Source organism: Asanoa sp. NPDC050611, from assembly GCF_040654855.1.
GTDB lineage: Bacteria > Actinomycetota > Actinomycetes > Mycobacteriales > Micromonosporaceae > Asanoa.
Genome location: NZ_JBFAIU010000005.1, coordinates 33722 through 48962 on the forward strand (window position 1 = coordinate 33722; position 15241 = coordinate 48962).

General features: G+C 69.3%; 16 protein-coding genes and 1 tRNA gene. 6 read left to right on the top strand and 11 right to left on the bottom strand.

Annotated elements, in window-relative coordinates; genetic code table 11:
• Nucleotides 1–72: 72 nt before the first annotated feature.
• Nucleotides 73–2328, bottom strand: coding sequence for a hypothetical protein (locus AB0H87_RS01605; protein ID WP_360137827.1), 2256 nt, complete (start codon nucleotides 2326–2328; stop codon nucleotides 73–75).
• Nucleotides 2329–3363: 1035 nt separating this feature from the next.
• Between AB0H87_RS01605 and AB0H87_RS01610 the strand changes: the two genes are divergently transcribed.
• A complete protein-coding gene (locus AB0H87_RS01610; protein WP_360137830.1) occupies nucleotides 3364–4068 on the top strand; it encodes a DUF998 domain-containing protein in 705 nt (234 codons plus the stop codon).
• Here AB0H87_RS01610 and AB0H87_RS01615 read toward each other — a convergent pair.
• The gene (locus AB0H87_RS01615; protein ID WP_360137833.1) at nucleotides 4045–5040 is read right to left on the bottom strand and encodes an aldo/keto reductase; all 996 of its coding nucleotides are present in this window, start codon (nucleotides 5038–5040) and stop codon (nucleotides 4045–4047) included. The genes AB0H87_RS01610 and AB0H87_RS01615 overlap by 24 nt on opposite strands.
• A gap of 102 nt (nucleotides 5041–5142) precedes the next feature.
• Here AB0H87_RS01615 and AB0H87_RS01620 point away from each other — a divergent pair, with 102 nt between their 5' ends.
• On the top strand, nucleotides 5143–5997 hold the full coding sequence (locus AB0H87_RS01620) for a helix-turn-helix transcriptional regulator (RefSeq protein WP_360137836.1): 855 nt from the start codon (nucleotides 5143–5145) through the stop codon (nucleotides 5995–5997).
• Between the two features lie 6 nt (nucleotides 5998–6003).
• Here the strand turns inward: AB0H87_RS01620 and AB0H87_RS01625 are convergent, their stop codons facing one another.
• Both AB0H87_RS01625 and AB0H87_RS01630 read right to left on the bottom strand, forming a co-directional pair.
• Complete coding sequence (locus AB0H87_RS01625) at nucleotides 6004–6369, bottom strand: hypothetical protein (protein WP_360137839.1); 366 nt, start codon at nucleotides 6367–6369, stop codon at nucleotides 6004–6006.
• Nucleotides 6366–6599 (bottom strand): hypothetical protein, encoded by a 234-nt coding sequence (locus AB0H87_RS01630; RefSeq protein WP_360137842.1) that lies wholly within the window; start codon nucleotides 6597–6599, stop codon nucleotides 6366–6368. Before AB0H87_RS01630 ends, AB0H87_RS01625 begins: the two co-directional genes overlap by 4 nt.
• 73 nt (nucleotides 6600–6672) lie before the next feature.
• Here AB0H87_RS01630 and AB0H87_RS01635 point away from each other — a divergent pair, with 73 nt between their 5' ends.
• Nucleotides 6673–7137 (top strand): SRPBCC family protein, encoded by a 465-nt coding sequence (locus tag AB0H87_RS01635; protein ID WP_360137845.1) that lies wholly within the window; start codon nucleotides 6673–6675, stop codon nucleotides 7135–7137.
• Here AB0H87_RS01635 and AB0H87_RS01640 read toward each other — a convergent pair.
• Nucleotides 7107–7793, bottom strand: coding sequence for an SDR family oxidoreductase (locus AB0H87_RS01640; protein WP_360137848.1), 687 nt, complete (start codon nucleotides 7791–7793; stop codon nucleotides 7107–7109). The genes AB0H87_RS01635 and AB0H87_RS01640 overlap by 31 nt on opposite strands.
• A 100-nt stretch (nucleotides 7794–7893) precedes the next feature.
• Between AB0H87_RS01640 and AB0H87_RS01645 the strand changes: the two genes are divergently transcribed.
• The gene (locus tag AB0H87_RS01645; RefSeq protein ID WP_360137851.1) at nucleotides 7894–8526 is read left to right on the top strand and encodes a helix-turn-helix domain-containing protein; all 633 of its coding nucleotides are present in this window, start codon (nucleotides 7894–7896) and stop codon (nucleotides 8524–8526) included.
• On the opposite strand, the gene AB0H87_RS01650 is transcribed toward AB0H87_RS01645, so the two are convergent.
• The 3 genes from AB0H87_RS01650 to AB0H87_RS01660 all read right to left on the bottom strand — a co-directional run bounded on the left by AB0H87_RS01650 (nucleotide 8523) and on the right by AB0H87_RS01660 (nucleotide 11936).
• Nucleotides 8523–9254 carry an SDR family NAD(P)-dependent oxidoreductase gene (locus tag AB0H87_RS01650; protein ID WP_360137854.1) on the bottom strand — a complete coding sequence of 244 codons (732 nt, stop codon included), beginning with the start codon at nucleotides 9252–9254 and terminating at the stop codon, nucleotides 8523–8525. The two genes, AB0H87_RS01645 and AB0H87_RS01650, sit on opposite strands and share 4 nt — an antisense overlap.
• A gap of 65 nt (nucleotides 9255–9319) precedes the next feature.
• Entirely contained in the window at nucleotides 9320–10252 is a 933-nt protein-coding gene (locus tag AB0H87_RS01655) for a LysR family transcriptional regulator (protein ID WP_360137857.1), read from the bottom strand.
• A 1-nt stretch (nucleotide 10253) separates the two neighbouring features.
• Nucleotides 10254–11936: a hypothetical protein gene (locus AB0H87_RS01660; protein WP_360137860.1), complete on the bottom strand. Its 1683-nt coding sequence runs from the start codon at nucleotides 11934–11936 to the stop codon at nucleotides 10254–10256.
• Nucleotides 11937–12196: 260 nt separating this feature from the next.
• Here AB0H87_RS01660 and AB0H87_RS01665 point away from each other — a divergent pair, with 260 nt between their 5' ends.
• Nucleotides 12197–12907: a class I SAM-dependent methyltransferase gene (locus AB0H87_RS01665; protein WP_360137863.1), complete on the top strand. Its 711-nt coding sequence runs from the start codon at nucleotides 12197–12199 to the stop codon at nucleotides 12905–12907.
• 3 nt (nucleotides 12908–12910) lie between these two features.
• Here AB0H87_RS01665 and AB0H87_RS01670 read toward each other — a convergent pair.
• A tRNA-Ser gene (locus AB0H87_RS01670) sits at nucleotides 12911–12997 on the bottom strand.
• 51 nt (nucleotides 12998–13048) lie between these two features.
• Between AB0H87_RS01670 and AB0H87_RS01675 the strand changes: the two genes are divergently transcribed.
• The gene (locus AB0H87_RS01675; protein ID WP_360137866.1) at nucleotides 13049–13987 is read left to right on the top strand and encodes an NAD(P)H-quinone oxidoreductase; all 939 of its coding nucleotides are present in this window, start codon (nucleotides 13049–13051) and stop codon (nucleotides 13985–13987) included.
• Here AB0H87_RS01675 and soxR read toward each other — a convergent pair.
• Both soxR and AB0H87_RS01685 read right to left on the bottom strand, forming a co-directional pair.
• Nucleotides 13974–14471 carry a redox-sensitive transcriptional activator SoxR gene (gene soxR, locus AB0H87_RS01680; RefSeq protein ID WP_360137869.1) on the bottom strand — a complete coding sequence of 166 codons (498 nt, stop codon included), beginning with the start codon at nucleotides 14469–14471 and terminating at the stop codon, nucleotides 13974–13976. The genes AB0H87_RS01675 and soxR overlap by 14 nt on opposite strands.
• The gene (locus AB0H87_RS01685; RefSeq protein WP_360137872.1) at nucleotides 14435–15121 is read right to left on the bottom strand and encodes a glycosyltransferase family 2 protein; all 687 of its coding nucleotides are present in this window, start codon (nucleotides 15119–15121) and stop codon (nucleotides 14435–14437) included. The genes soxR and AB0H87_RS01685 overlap by 37 nt, the downstream gene beginning before the upstream one ends.
• Between the last annotated feature and the right edge of the window lie 120 nt (nucleotides 15122–15241).

The following is a 15241-nucleotide window of genomic DNA, read 5'->3' on the forward strand; positions in this document are numbered from 1 at the left end:
ACACTCGGTCGGATGGCAGCTCGCTCAGGTGTCGGGCCAACACGTCGGGGCGACAGTCACGTTCGCCCTGGGTCATCCCGAGGCTCCTGGTCGGTCGGGCGAGCCGTCGGCGCCCAGGCCGAACGCTCGAATCTGGCGGACAAGGCCACCGTCTACCGCGGGATCAGCGCATAACAAAGCGAGGTAGCGTTCGACGGCCAGTTGGGTTCCGGCGTTGACCTCGTCCAACAACGCCCTGTGGTCGCCCGCCTCGAATAGTGCAGCGGTCAGGTCGGTAGCGGCCTCCTCGTTGCCGCGGTCAGCGGCAGCACGAAGCTCCGCTAGGCCGCCATAGCTAGCCATCCGGAGATCGGTGTTGGCCTCGCCGATCCAGGCCAGATGGCGGGCGGCGGTCTGATCGCCTGATTCAGCGCGGTGCCCGAGCTCGTCGACCCGTCCGAGGGTAGCGAGCAGTTCGGCGAGGCGTGCGGCGGCGACCTGCTGGCCACTATTCGCGCGCTCGCGCAACTCGTCCAAGCAGCCACGATCGGCCAGGAGCTCCGCTAGATCCTCGGAGGCGACGGCGTCGCCGGTGGCAGCCCTCGTGCGTAAGGCGTCTGCGCGCCCGCCATCTGCGAGCAACTCTGCCAACAGTTCCGCCGCCCGCGGGTTCTCTGTCGCCGGCCCCCTGAACTCTTCGGCACGGGTCTGTAGCCGAACGAGATTTGCACGCAAAGCCCGTCGCTCGTCATCCTGGGGCGCGGCCGCCAACCACGCTTCGGCGACCCCGAGTGCCTCCACCAACCTGTCCTGGCGCCGCAACAGAGTAATGAGCTCCACAACGGCGGAAGGCTCGTGGATCTTGCGAAGCTTATCGAGAGCCGCCTCGGCATACCGGTACCGCATGCGGGCCAAGGCTGAGCTAGACAGCCGGCGGAGGTCGTTAGCGTCACGGACATGGGTGACCAGCGCGGCCCATAGGCTGTGGGGTGGGCACTCGACCCGGCGGATTCGGGCGAGGTGTTGCGTCAGGTAGTCGGCAACCATGTACCCGTCCACGCTTCCGCCTTGCTGGCCCGCCACAGGAGTCAGGGCCGAAACCGCCCCGTGCAGGTCGGCGGTGGCATGCCTAAGCGCGCGGTCCAGCCAGGATGACGGAGCTGCTACCCGATGTGCTGGCGACAGGTAACCAGCCATCGCCTCCGTCAACAGCTGGGCGGTGAGTGGGCCCTGTACGCCGAGCCGGCGTGCGTCGGCGGCGGCCGAGATGATCGCCTTGCCGTACGGGTCGGGTGCCTGCTCCCACGAGTTCACCAGGTCGGGGCCTGCGGCGAGAACCTGGGTGAGTCCCGCATCCGAGCTTGTGAGAGCGATCCCGATCCGACTGTCGGTCGTCGCGAGCTCACCGGCCCGATGCCGTTCGTCCCCCGAAAGAACATCCGGAACGGGAATCACGTCCGCGAACTCCAGCAGCAACCGATCGTCGGCATGGGTGTCGGTGCCGTCTGCTTGGCGGAGTTGCTTGCGGGCAAAGTAGTGGGTTGGCCAGAGAGTGCCCACCACGAGGATCCCGGCCCGGACGAGAGAGACGATGTCTGACTTGCGCAACGGCGGATCAGTGCCGAGGTACCGGTGCAGGTCGTCGAGCCACAGCACCGTTCGTTCGGTCGGCGTGGCCGTGAGCTCGTGTATCTCCTGTGTCCTCGTCGGCTGCACCACCCACCAGTCGGGCACGATGTTACGCACAGCTTCGAAAAGTGATCTGGTCTTGCCGCACGACGATGCACCCATCAGCAGAATGAACTTTCCGCGCTCGACCCCTCTGCCGATCAGGTCGTGGAGGCGCTCGTCGAAGTCGCGTGGTACATAGCCAGGCAAGTCATCAGAAGCATCGCCGGTCGAGATGGCCGGATGAACTCCGAGTTCACGCGGAGACGCCTCGTCGAAGCGGCGTGAGTTGGCGGGCCCTTGCCCCACCGCTGCATTGATCCGTCGCCACACCTCCACGATCTGCCTGTGTTCGTCCGCAGGTACCTGCCAGGCCGCGAGCAGGCTCTCCAGGAAATCCTTCTTGACCGGCCGTTTGCCGCTCAGCACGTCACTGACCGTGCTGGTCGGCAGTTCACGCGACCGCGGGTCGGCCTTCGCCCTTGCCTTCCCGATGCGCTGAAGATCGGTGTAGCTCATTCCGGTTCGCGCATGGACAGCACTGAGATGAGCAGCGAGATCCGGCCAGCTGCGGATGGTTAAGAGATCGGCGATGGCGGCCGACGTCAGTGTGATCACCCCTCCGGCGCGCGCGTCGGATGTTCCGGGACAGCGTACGGAGTGGTCGACCGTGAGCACCATAGGCGCACCTCACCGGAACAGGTATCGGTTCGGCCCATCCGAGATCGACCGGGACCATCCCGGAGCATCGACCACTGGACATCGATCTTGCTGTCCTAGATCCCGATCCACTCAGGCGATTCGACGGCAAGCGGTGAGGTCCCGATGCGACGAAATTCAGCACACTGGCGGACGCGGGGTGACGCGTCCCCGACGCTCAACGTCCAGAAGGTGGTGGGATTGCTGGGGCGCTGTGGCATGAGCGTGCGAGCGTACGACATCGAGTGCGTCACTGCATTGCACGGCACCAATGGGAGTCCTGCCTACGGCGCCAGCCCCCACGACGGGTACGGTCGTCCGCTTGTTGGTCGGCGCGGCCGCCCGCTCATCCTGGTGTCGAGTCTGGCACTGAAAGATATTGAGACCGCAGTAGTTACCATTTTCCACGAGATCGCGCATCACAGGTCGTATCGAGTGGTCGGCCACTGTGGCAGCGAAGCGGCGGCAGAGCTTTTCGGTCAGCGGAAGTACGAGCTGTTCGCGCGGAACCAGGTTTAGCCGACGAAACGCGAGAAAGGCGCGACGCCGACGCGGTCGGTGACACCAAGATTCCCCGTGCCTTCTTTGTTGACGGCCTACGGCGTTGATGCATCCGATATTTAAGTTTAGGATCCGTTGTTGTTGCTGTAGCGGAGAGAGGATCGCTCCACGGGTGATCGAACGTCCCGCACCTCCGCCGGACGGCTCCGGATTCACTACATAATGTGCCCTGACAGCGGCGCCACGGCGCGTGGACTTGCTAGTTGCCTGCGGAAAACGCCGGACGCGCATGGGCCGGCGACGGACTCAGCGAAGCGACGCCGCCAGCGAACTACGGATCAGAAGGTTAGGGGTTCGAGTCCCTTCGGGCGCGCAAGATCGGAAGGCGTTCGACCAGCGAAAGCGGTCGAGCGCCTTTTTTGTTCACTTTGGAGCTTGGCGATACGGGTCCAGCACGCGGCCCAGGGCGTGTCAACCTTGGTTGACGACCGGATGCTTGTCAACTAAAGTTGACGGATGACCGGCATCCAGACTTTGGTCGCCGCCGCGACCCCTGCCCCGCCCCCACGCAGACCCAACCGACTACTGATCGCCGGCCTGCTCGCCGGCCCGCTGTTCGTCGTCACGTTCCTGATAGCCGGAGCGACCCGGGACGGCTACGACCCCATGCGTCATCCCGTCAGTTCGCTGTCGCTGGGCGACGCCGGCTGGGTTCAGACGGCCAACTTCCTCGTCGCCGGCGTGCTCAGCATCGTCTTCGCGGTGGGGCTGCGCCGCAGCTTGAGGCCCGGACCAGGAGCGGCAGCAGGGCCCCTGCTGATCGCCGTCTGGGGCATCGGGCTGTTGGGTGCCGGCGTCTTCCGCACCGATCCGATCAGCGGCTATCCAGCCGGCACCCCGCCAACCCCGGATCCCGCGAGCTGGCACGGCGTCCTGCACGACATGGTTTTCTCCCTGCCCGGCTTCGCCGCGTTCGGCGCGGCGATGCTCGTCCTCGCCTACGCCTTCGCGAAACGGCACGCCACCGGCTGGGCCATCTACTCAGGACTGAGTGGCATCGCGTTCGTCGTCCTGTTCGTGCTCACCAGCGCGGGCTTCGCCCAGAACCTCGACACCGCGGGCCTCCTGCAACGCATCACCGTCGGCATCGGGTGGCTTTGGCTCACCGCCCTCGCCGTTCGGCAAATGACGGCCGCCTCAGTTGCCGACGCCGAGCGTTGACATCCAGGCCGACGGGTAGCGGTCGCCGTGGGCCGCGCCGGCCGGCACCGCCTTTTCGATCTCGGCCAGGTCGTCTGCCGTCAGCTTGAGCTCCGCCGCGGGCAGCGCCTCGGCCAGCCGCTCGCGGCTGCGGGCACCGACCAGCGGCACGATGTCGTCGCCCTGCGCCGCTACCCACGCGATCGCGAGCTGTGCGACGGTGCACCCCCGAGCCGAGGCGACCCGGCGCAGCGCCTCGACCAGGGCCAGGTTGTGTTCCACGTTCCCGCTCGCGAACCGCGGGCTCAGGCCGCGGTGGTCGCCCGGCCCGGCGACGCGGTCGGCGCTCCAGTGGCCCGAGATGAGCCCGCGCCCCAGCACCCCGTACGCGGTCAGACCGATCCCCAGCTCGCGCAGCGTAGGCAGAACATCAGCCTCGACCGCCCGGGACAGCAGCGAATACTCGATCTGCAGATCAGCGATCGGGTGTACGGCATGCGCCCGCCGAACAGTCGCCGCGTCGACTTCTGAGAGGCCGACGTGCCGCACGTACCCAGCGTCGATCATCTCCTTGATCGCGCCCACCGTTTCCTCGATCGGCACCGCAGGGTCCAGCCGCGCGGGCCGGTACACGTCGATGTAGTCGGTGCCCAGCCGGTTCAGCGAGTACGCCAGGAAGTTGCGCACCGCCTCCGGCCGGCTGTCCTGCCCGCCGAACTCGTTGCCCGGCCCGCGCTGCTGCCCGAACTTGACGCTCAGCCGATAGCTGTCCCGGTCACGACCGCGCAGTGCCTCCGCGAGCAGCAGCTCGTTGTGGCCCATGGCATAGAAGTCGGCGGTGTCGATCAGTGTGATCCCCGCGTCCAGCGCGGCGTGCACCGTGGCGATGGCCTCGGTGCGGTCGGCGGCGCCGTACGCGCCGGACATGCTCATCGCTCCCAGACCCAGCGCGGAAACGGCCGGTCCGGTGCTCCCCAAGGTTCGTGTCTGCATGCCACCTACGCTGCGCCCGCCGCGGACGGGCGGGAAGAGAGCGTTCATCGTGGGAGAGCCGCTCCCTGGATCGTCCCGCCGCTCGCGAGGGAGCATGGGGTCATGCAGCGTGACCAGCTGGCCGACTTCCTGCGCCGACGTCGCGAGGCGATCCGCCCGGCCGAGGTCGGCATCGCGGACGGTCCCCGCCGCCGCACCGCCGGCCTGCGCCGGGAAGAGGTGGCCATGATCGCCGGCATGTCGGTCGACTATGTCGTACGCCTCGAGCAAGGTCGCAGCAGTCAGCCCTCGACCCAGCTGCTCGGTGCGTTGGCCCGGGCGTTGCGCCTGTCCGACGACGAGCGCGACCACCTGTTCCGCCTGGCCGGCCACCAGCCACCACCGGCCGACGGGGTGGCCCGCATGGCCCGCGCCGGCCTGATCCGCATGCTCGACCTGCTCGGCGACACCCCCGCCCTGGTGCTCTCCGACCTGGGCGAGATCCTCGCCCAGAACCGGGCGGCCGTCCTGCTGATGGGCGACCTCACCGGCTTCACCGGCGACCGCCGGTACCTGGCATATCGCTGGTTCACCGACCCCGCCGCCCGCGCCGCCGCGACGCCCGAGGAGGAGCAGCGACACGCCCGCGAGATCGTGGCCGATCTTCGTGCGGCCGTGGGCCGCCGGTCCGGCGACCCGGCCGTCGCCAAGCTCGTCGACCGCCTGCACGCCGAAAGCGCCGATTTCCGCGAGCTCTGGACCGAACACGAGGTCGCGGTACGGCGCGCCGACCGCAAGACCTTCGTCCACCCACGTGTCGGCCGCCTGACGATGGACTGCGAAACCCTGGTCACCCCCGACCTGGGCCAGCAACTGCTGGTCCTCACGCCGGCGGACACCGAGGCCCGCGAACGGCTCGACCTGCTGCGCGTGCTGGGCGTGGAAGAGTTCCCCGTGGGGGACACACAAGAACGTTGACGGTGGTCAATGTGCCGCCTGATCCATCAACGTCGGCCCGGTCGGCGACAACAGCACCGGCACCAGGTCGCGGAGCGCCGCCGCCTGTCGGGCCAGCGACGCTGCCATCCCGACCCGGGTCTGCGCACTGATCGGCAGGCCTACGGCCGTCAGGGCGCCCAGCGGGGCGTACACCTCGAAGCGTTTGATGACGGTTTCGACGGTCTTGTTGCGGAGGTCGAGCCCGACCCAGATCGACCACGGCCCAGCCGCATAACCCACCAACTCGTCCTCCGCGAGGTCCGGGCCGATGAAGCCGAACTCCGCCACCAGGAACGCGAACCGGGCAACGACGTCGTCGGCAAAGTGTTCGGCGCGCGCGTCCCGACTCATCGCCCGGATCCCGACGGCCGGTGCAGGTAGCGCCTGGCTTCCTCCACAGTGGCCGGACGCGTCGGCTCGCGCAGGTCCTCGACACGGAACCGGCCGTGGGCGAGGTCGGCAGGGTCCCGGTAGCCGGTCAGGCACTCCGCACACTCCAGGAAGAGGCCCGAGATCTCGCCCATGGTGTAGAGCATCAGGCCGTTCGAGCAGACCTGACAGTCGACGTTCGCGATGAGCATGCCGGCTCAGTACCCAGATCCACGCCGATAACTGACACAATGCGGCGTGCGCACACGCTTACGCATGATCAGAGTGACGACCACGGCCGTTCACGTCAAAGAGTCGGCCACCGTCGAACTGCCGCGGAGTGCCGACGACGTCTTCTCCTTCATGTGGGACCCGGCGTCTTCACTCACGCTCTTCGAGGCAGTCGAAACAGCAGCCGTTCTGCCAGGTCGCCAAGGGATCGGCGAGATACAGGCGTTCGTCGAGCGGACCCCGGCCGGCCGAATCGGTGTCCTGCACGAGGTGCTCGAGTTCGACCACGGTCGGCGCGCGGTGACCCGTAGCCTCGTCGGCTTGTGTCCCACCTGGGGCGCGCTCACCGTCGAGCCGCTCGGGCCGAACGCATGCCGACTGACCCAGGAGTTCTGGGCAGACCTCCCGGCGGGGGTGCCGGCCGGGACGGACAAGCAGCTCCGCGAAGGCTTCCGGCAGCGGCTGCAATCCCTGGTGCGCCAGCTGGCTCAGCCGGCCAGCACGCCGCCTTCGATGTAGAGCTCCTGGGCGTTCACGCCGCCGTTGCGGAGGAGGAAGTCCGTGGCGTCGACGATCTCCGAAACCGTCACCAGGCGGCCGAGTGGCGTGCGGGCCACGTGCGGGTGGTCCGGCATGTCGCGCCACTTCGGACTGTCGCCCACGATGCCCGGGTGGAGCACGTTCACGCGGTGCGGAGCGATCTGCACCGCCAGCGACCGCGCCAGGCCGCCGAGGCCCGCGTTGTGGGTCGTGACCGCCGTCGAGCCCGGGTACGGGCGGTCCGCGGCCACCCCGCCGAACAGGACCACCGCGGCGCCCGGGCGGAAGTGGGGGCGCAGCACGCGTACCACCTCGGCATAGCCGACCAGCTTGATCGTGTGGGCGGTGACCGCCGCGTCCACGTCGAACGCGTCGAGGGTGTTCGGCACCTGACTCGTGGCCGTGACGACCAGGTGGTCGACCTCGGTGACCTCGGCCAGCGCAGCCGCGATGGTCGACGGCTCGGCCAGGTCCACCGCGAGGCCCCGGACGCCGGCGCCGAGCGACGCGGCCGCCGACTCGGCGCGGGCCTTGTCGCGGCTCGTGACCACGACCTCGTCACCACGCGCGGTCAGATGAGCCGCTACGGCCAGGCCAAGTCCGCCGGTGCCACCGACCACGATCGCCGTTCCCATGCGCGCAACAGTGCCACGGCCGGTCCTTACCGACCCGCGATCGTGACCATGGTCATCCAGGAACGGGAACTTCGAGTTCCGTTTCGCTACGATGACACCCATGCGGAAGGACGCCGAGCGCAACCGCGAAAAGATCATCCAGGCTGCCGGTCGGGTGTTCGCCGCGCAGGGGATGCACGCGCCGGTCGAAGAGATCGCCAAGGAGGCCGGGGTCGGGGTCGGGACCCTCTACCGCCGCTTCCCTGACCGCACCGAGCTCGTCGAGGCGGTCTTCCGCGACCAGGCCCAGCGCTACCTCGACGCCGCCGAGGACGCCCGGAAGATCGACGACCCGTGGACCGCGTTCCGGACCTACCTGGTGCGGCTCGGAGAGATGCAGGCCGACGACGCGACCGTCACCGACGTGCTGACCCTCACCCTGCCGTCAGATCCAAACCTGGAGCTGCTCCGCAACCGCATCCACGCCACCCAGAACCGGCTCATCCGCGCCGCCAAGGAGCAGGGCACCCTGCGCGCCGACTTCACGCCCGAAGACGTCGTCCTGCTGTTGATCGCCAACGGCGCCATCATCCGGACCGTCGGGCGGGACGTGCCGGAGAGCGCGCCCAGGTTCCTGGCGCTGGCGCTCGACGCGCTCCGCACCGACAACCCGAGCCCGCTCCCCGACCCGCCGCCGCCGGCCGCACTGGTGCAGGCGATGCAGCGGCCGGCGGTCAACACGCGAGGGACCTAGACGGCGATCCGGCCGCCGTCGACCGGCAGCAGCGCGCCGTGCACGAAGCTGGACCGGTCGGTCGCCAGGAACGCGATCGCCTCGGCCACCTCCGAAGCCAGCCCGATGCGGCCCGCCGGCGCGCCCGACGCCAGCACATCGAGATCAGATCCCATGGGTACGGTGCCCGACGTGCGCACCGGACCCGGGCTGACCACGTTCACCCGCACGCCGCGCGGCCCGTACTCGGCAGCCCACGCCTTGGTGAGCAGCACCAGCGCCGCCTTGCTGGAGCCGTAGAGCCCCATGCCCGGCATCCCGAACTCGGCCACCATGGTGGACACGTTGACGATGGCGCCGTCGCCCCGGGCGGCCATCCCCGGTGCGAGCTCGGCGACCAGGAAATAGGGCGCCTTGACGTTGAGTGCGTACACCGCGTCGAAGTCCGCCTCGGTGGTCGCGTCGGTGGCCAGGTCCGGATAGATTCCCGCGTTGTTGACCAACACGTCGACGGCGCCGGCGCGGGCCGCGAGCGACCGGGCGGATGCCGCGTCACGGAGGTCCGCGACGAGGAAGTCCGCCTTGCCGCCACGGGTTCGGATCTCCTCCACCACGGCCGCGCCGCGCTCCGGGTCACGGCCGGAGACCAGGACGTACGCGCCCAGGTCAGCCAGCGCACCCGCCGCCGCCCGGCCGATCCCGCTCGTGCCGCCGGTCACCAACGCCGTCTTGCCCGTCAGGTCTTTCATTGCTTCACCTTCCGATCCGGCCGGGGACATCCCGACCGGTCGATGGGTGTAATGCCGGAGCCCGTTCAGGCTTTCCCGCCCGGCTCTTCGCCCTCGTTATGGCCGCCATAAGCGGCTTCCAGCGCCGCGACCAGACCGCCCAGGTCGCGGCGGCGCGAGCTGGCCGGCCAGGCGGCCCAGGTGCGCCGGACCACCGGCCGGCCGGCCAGCGGCAGCCAGGTCACCCCCGGCGGCAGCGGGGCGGACCAGTGCGGTGGCGCCAGCGCGAAGGCGCGCCCGGACAGCACCGCCGTGAACTTGACCTCAGGGATCAGCTCCTGCCCCTCGGGCGCGACCGGCCCGAGATCCAGGCCGTGGCTGCGCAGGATCGCGGTCACCTCGTCGTACCAGGCCGGGCTGGCCGAGCGCGGGAAGCCGACCCAGTGCAGTCCGACCAGGTCCTCGAGCCGGGCACCGCCACGGCCGGCCAGCCGCGCCGCGGCCGCGTCGGTGACCAGCACGCCGAGCGGCTCCGCGACGACCAGGCTCGCATCCAAGCGACCGCCGGCCGGGTGCTCCCGGACCAGGCCGACATCGAGCTCCCCCGCCGCGAGGGCCTGAAACTGCGCCGCGGTGGACAGGTGCCGCGCCCGCACCCTGGTCGCCGGAAACCGTGACCCGACGTCGGCCAGCGCACCGGCGAGCAGGTCACCGGGCAGTTCCAGCGGGATGCCGAGCCGGAGCAGGCCGCCGCCGGGCTCGGTGTGCCGGGACAGCGCGGACATCGCCCGCTCGTAGCGGGCCAGCACGGCGCGCGCTTCGGCCAGCAACGTCCGGCCCGCCTCCGTCGGGCGGACCCCCGTGCTGCTCCGAGTGAGCAGGTCGACGCCGAGCTCCCGTTCGAGGGCGGTCACCGTCTGCGACAGCGCGGGCTGGCTGACGTGCAGCCGGCGGGCCGCCGCGGACAGGCCGCCCTCCTCGACGACCGCCACGAACGCGCGCATCTCCCGCAGTTCCACGTCACTTCCGCAGCGCGGCCGCGTCCCACAGCCACACGTCGCCGACCTTTTGCGGCGGTACGCCGTACAACTGCGTCAAGGTCTTGATCCACCGTTGGGAGTCCCGCCGCTTGGGGATCACGACCGCCCCGGCGTTCCAGTAGGACAAATCGGACAGCGCGTTGGCCCGGGTCTCCGCGGAGACCGACGGAATGCGGCCCGACCGGCTCACGTACCGCAGGAAGTAGTTCGTCGGCCGGTATTCCGACGTGAAGCTGGCGATCCGCTCCGGACCGACCGGCGCCAGGAAGTAGCCCCCGGCCAGCGGCATGCGGGTCAGCGTCGCCGCCGACCAGCGGATCGGGTCGTTGATCCCCGAGTTCGGCATGGGGACGAACACGATGCTCCGACCGCCGGACGCGTACCGCTGCCACGTCCCCGACGACACGAACGTCGGCGTGTCGGACAGCTTCGTCGCCGGCAGCGCGGTCGGCGCGATCGGCACGAGCGCGACCACCAGAGCCGCCGCCGCGAGCGAGCGGAAGGCAACCGACGTGAAGGCCGACGCCGCGGCCACCCCCAGCGCCAGCAGCAACCCGACGACCGGCGTGACAGCCAGCGCCCACCGCGTCGGCACGGCCGAGCTGAGCACCGGCACGTCGTGCAAGGACGCCCACAGCGACGGAATGCCCGTCGGCGAGCCGTGCAGGCGCACCACGGGACCGAGTGACAGGTAGGCGAACACGACGCCGACCACGAGCAGGCCGAGGACCGCGACGCTGCGCCGCACCAGCAGGACCACGATCACCACGACCAGGGCGATCAACGGCCACCCGAAGAACGAGTTCTCCTCCGCCGCGTTCTGCGCCAGCCCGCGGGCCGTCGACATGCTGCCGAGCAGCGACTCGCGGGAGAGGGCCACGTATGCCGCGAGGTCGGCGCCATAGCCCTTGACCTCGTCAGGCAGCCCGCTGTAGGACTGCGGGCCCCAGAGCAGGAGCGCGATCGGATACCAGAGCACCGCGAGGGAGATCCCGACCGCGACCAGCCCGCCGAGCACGAAGGGCCGCCACGCGGCGACGACCGACCGCCGGCGCACCGCCGCCGTCACCACCAGGAAGATCACCAGACCGACGGCGGTCATGAACAGGATCTCCAGGTTGATGAACGCCTGCCAGATCACCACCAGCGCGAGCAGGAAGCCGTTGCGCACCCAGCGGGGCCGGCGCAGCTCCAGGGTCCGCCAGATCAGCACCGGCACGAGGAACTGGGCGACCAGGTTCGGGTGTCCGTTGGCCTGGGAGATCATGCCGGGCGCGAACGCGCAGAACCCCGCACCGACCCAGGCCGCCAGCCGGCGGTGCAGCAGATAGCGGGAGAGCACGAAGTACCAGCTGGTCGCCGTGAGCACCAGCGAGCCGGTCAGGAACACGTTGAACGCCACGTGCGGCCCGAACAGCAGCGTGACCGGGGCCAGCGGGATGGAGATGCCCAGCACGGACGTGTTCGCCATCAGGTTGATGCCCAGCGGCACGTTCATCTGGTCCGAGAAGAACGGCGCGGCCTGACCGGTGGCGACCAGCGCGCCGTGGCCCAACATCCACTCGAAGAACGCCTGGTCGGCCCGGTTCGCGGCGAGGCCCCAGGACGGGTGCAGCCAGATCCGCCAGGTCACCCACGCGGCCAGCACGAAAAAGCTCGCCACGGCGGCCAGATCGAGAAACAGGCCACGACGCGGAACAGCAGCAGCCCCACTGGTCACATCGGACCCCGGCGTCACCCGAGGCAGATCCGACGTGTCGGTCTCCCGCATCGGCTCCTCCAAGGGCCTGTCAAGGGGATCCACAGAAGACCGGCAAATCACCGGATCCCTGGCACATCCGACCTAGGTTTTCATACCGTAACCAAAAGGGAAGGGCTCTCACGTTCCATCGAGGTAACTGTCCCTACCGGGGGAGGCGACAGATGGCCGAGATCACCGGGGATCAACGGGTCCAGTCCGAGGTGCTCGAAGGCTTGGCCACCGCGGTCAACCACCGGCACTGGTTCGCCGAGTTGGCACTGCCGTACCTGGGCAGCAACCCGATCGAGATCGGCAGCGGTCTCGGCGACTACGCGCTCGAATGGGCGCCGCACACCGCCCGCTTCACCGCCACCGAGGCCGAGGCCGACCGGCTGATCGCGCTCAAGGAGCGGCTCGCCGGCCAGCCGGACATCGAGGTGCGCCAGTTCGTGCTGCCCAGCCAGGAGGAGGGCGCGTACACGGCCGCCGTCTCGTACAACGTGCTCGAACACATCGAGGACGACCGGCAGGCCCTGCAGAGCATGGGCCGGCTCGTCCGCCCCGGCGGAGCGGTGATCATCATCGTGCCGGCGTTCCCGTTCGCGATGAGCCCGGTCGACATCGCGACCGGCCACGTGCGGCGCTACACCATCCGCTCACTGTCCCGCGTGATGAACCGGGCCGACCTGCGGGTCGAACGGATCAACTACACCAACGCGCTCGGCCTGATCGGCTACTACATGGCGACCAGCGTCTTCAAGCTCACGCCCAAGGAAGGCGCGATGGTCAAGTTCTACGACAAGCTCGTGCTGCCCGCGACCAAGGCGGTGGAGCAGCGGGTGCGGCCGCCGTTCGGGCAATCGGTCTTCGCGGTGGCCCGTCGGCCACGCTGAGTGCGGAGGGTGTGGGATTCGAACCCACGAAGAGATTGCTCCCTTACCGGTTTTCAAGACCAGCGCCATCGGCCACTAGGCGAACCCTCCTGGACGCGGGGTCAAGTCTGCCATGGGCCCGGGCACAGGGTAAGAAAGGGCATGCGCGCGATCACGATCCCCATGCCGGGCGGACCCGAGGTGCTCACCTGGGCGGAGGTGCCGGATCCCGTCCCGCGGCCGGGCGAGGTCATGGTCGAGGTGGTCGCCTCCGCGGTCAACCGCGCTGACCTGCTGCAACGGCAGGGCAACTACGCACCGCCGGCCGGTGCGTCGCCCTATCCCGGGCTGGAGTGCGCGGGCCTGCGCGACGGCGAGCCGGTGTGCGCGCTGCTGCCCGGCGGCGGCTACGCCGAGCGGGTCGCGGTGGACGAGACGCATCTGCTGCCGGTGCCGGCCGGCGTCGCGCTGGCCGAGGCCGCCGCGTTGCCCGAGGTGGCCTGCACGGTCTGGTCCAATGTGGTCCGGGAAGCCCGCCTGAAGTCCGGCGAGACGCTGTTGGTCCACGGTGGATCCAGCGGCATCGGCACGTTCGCGATCCAGCTGGGCAAGGCGCTCGGCGCGCGGGTCATCACCACGGCACGGAAGGTGAAGCACGAGGCGCTGCTCGCCCTCGGCGCCGACCACGTCATCGACTACTCCACTGAGGACTTCGTGACCGTGACACAGAGCCTCGGCGGCGCCGACGTCATCCTCGACATCATGGGTGCGTCCTATCTGGACCGCAACGTCGCCGCGCTGGCCGACAACGGCCGGATCGCCGTCATCGGCACGCAGGGCGGCCGGCGCACCGAGATCGACTTCGGCAAGCTGATGGCCAAGCGGGCCAGCGTCTCCGCGACCACGCTGCGGGCCCGTCCGGCGGCGGAGAAGACCGAGATCATCGCCGGCGTACGCGCGACCGTCTGGCCGCTGATCGAGGCGGGCCACATCCGCCCCGTGATCGACCGCCGGCTCCCGATGGCCCAGGCCGCCGAGGCACACCGGCTGGTCGAGACGAACGAGCACATCGGCAAGGTGCTGCTGCTCAATCCTTCGTGACGCGCCGCGCGGCCCGGCGGAACATCAGCGTCGGCCCGGGACCGTCGTCGGAGAGCCGGTCGCCGGCGTTGTAGAGCTGGCAACGCTGCATCGACAGGCACCCGCAGCCGATGCAGTCCGACAGGTCGTCGCGCAGCTCCTCGAGCAGCGCGATCCGCTCGTCGAGCCGGGTGCGCCACAGCGCCGACAGCTTGCCCCAGTCGGCCCGGGTCGGTGTGCGGTTGTCGGGCAGCTCCGCCAGCGCGGCGGCGATCTCGTCGAGCGCGACGCCGACCTGCTGCGCGATCCGGATGAAGGCGACCCGGCGCAACTCGGACCGGTCGTAGCGGCGCTGGTTGCCGCTGGTGCGGCCGGCGCGGATCAGGCCCAGCCGCTCGTAGTAGCGCAGCGCGGACGGCGCGACCCCGGACCGGGCGGAAAGCTCACCGATGGTGAGCGCGTCGGTGCTCAGCGCTTGCGGGCGCGCTCGCGGCCCAGGATCCACAGGGCCTCGACGCCGTCTTTCCACGTGATCTTCTTGCCCTCTTCGCGGCCGCGCGCGCGGTAGCTGATCGGCACCTCGTACGGACGGATCTTCCGGCGCAGCAGCTTGCCGGTCACCTCGGCCTCCATGCCGAAGCCACGGGACTTGACGTCGAGCGACCGGTAGAGCGAGACCGGCAGCAGCTTGAAGCAGGTCTCCAGATCGCCGATGTAGGAGTTGAACAGCACGTTGGCGGCGGTGGTGACGGCCTTGTTGCCCATCACGTACCAGAAGCTGTAAGCGCTGTGGCTGCCGAACGTGCGGTTGCCGTAGACCACCTTGGCGCGCCCGTCGAGCACCGGGGCGAGCAGCCGCGGGATGTCCATCGGGTCGTACTCGAGGTCGGCGTCGAGGATGACCATGTAGTCGCCCTCGGCGTTGTCGACCGCCGTCTTGATGGCCGCACCCTTGCCGGCGTTGCGCGGATGGGTGATGACCCGCAGCCGGCTGTCGTCGGCAGCGTCGAGTATCGACTGCGTGCCATCGCGGCTGCCGTCGTTGACGACGACCATCTCGATCTCGCACGGATATTCGACCGCCAGCGCCTGCTTGAGTGCTTCCGCGATGCGTTCTTCCTCGTTGTAGACCGGCATGAGGATCGAGAGCTTCACGGGGGATCTCCAGGACGCAGGTGACAAATCCGCCCCAGCGTACCGGTTGCCGGTGAAGATCGTGTTTCGCCACCGGGGGCGTCGCTGACCCAATCAATTGAAGACTATTCACATATGGGC

Excerpts from the sequence above, each read along its gene's own strand:
- AB0H87_RS01605 (WP_360137827.1), bottom strand. The coding sequence starts at position 2,328 with ATGGTGCTCACGGTCGACCACTCCGTACGCTGTCCCGGAACATCCGAC.
- AB0H87_RS01610 (WP_360137830.1), top strand. The coding sequence starts at position 3,364 with ATGACCGGCATCCAGACTTTGGTCGCCGCCGCGACCCCTGCCCCGCCC.
- AB0H87_RS01615 (WP_360137833.1), bottom strand. The coding sequence starts at position 5,040 with ATGCAGACACGAACCTTGGGGAGCACCGGACCGGCCGTTTCCGCGCTG.
- AB0H87_RS01620 (WP_360137836.1), top strand. The coding sequence starts at position 5,143 with ATGCAGCGTGACCAGCTGGCCGACTTCCTGCGCCGACGTCGCGAGGCG.
- AB0H87_RS01625 (WP_360137839.1), bottom strand. The coding sequence starts at position 6,369 with ATGAGTCGGGACGCGCGCGCCGAACACTTTGCCGACGACGTCGTTGCC.
- AB0H87_RS01630 (WP_360137842.1), bottom strand. The coding sequence starts at position 6,599 with ATGCTCATCGCGAACGTCGACTGTCAGGTCTGCTCGAACGGCCTGATG.
- AB0H87_RS01640 (WP_360137848.1), bottom strand. The coding sequence starts at position 7,793 with ATGGGAACGGCGATCGTGGTCGGTGGCACCGGCGGACTTGGCCTGGCC.
- AB0H87_RS01645 (WP_360137851.1), top strand. The coding sequence starts at position 7,894 with ATGCGGAAGGACGCCGAGCGCAACCGCGAAAAGATCATCCAGGCTGCC.
- AB0H87_RS01650 (WP_360137854.1), bottom strand. The coding sequence starts at position 9,254 with ATGAAAGACCTGACGGGCAAGACGGCGTTGGTGACCGGCGGCACGAGC.
- AB0H87_RS01665 (WP_360137863.1), top strand. The coding sequence starts at position 12,197 with ATGGCCGAGATCACCGGGGATCAACGGGTCCAGTCCGAGGTGCTCGAA.
- AB0H87_RS01675 (WP_360137866.1), top strand. The coding sequence starts at position 13,049 with ATGCGCGCGATCACGATCCCCATGCCGGGCGGACCCGAGGTGCTCACC.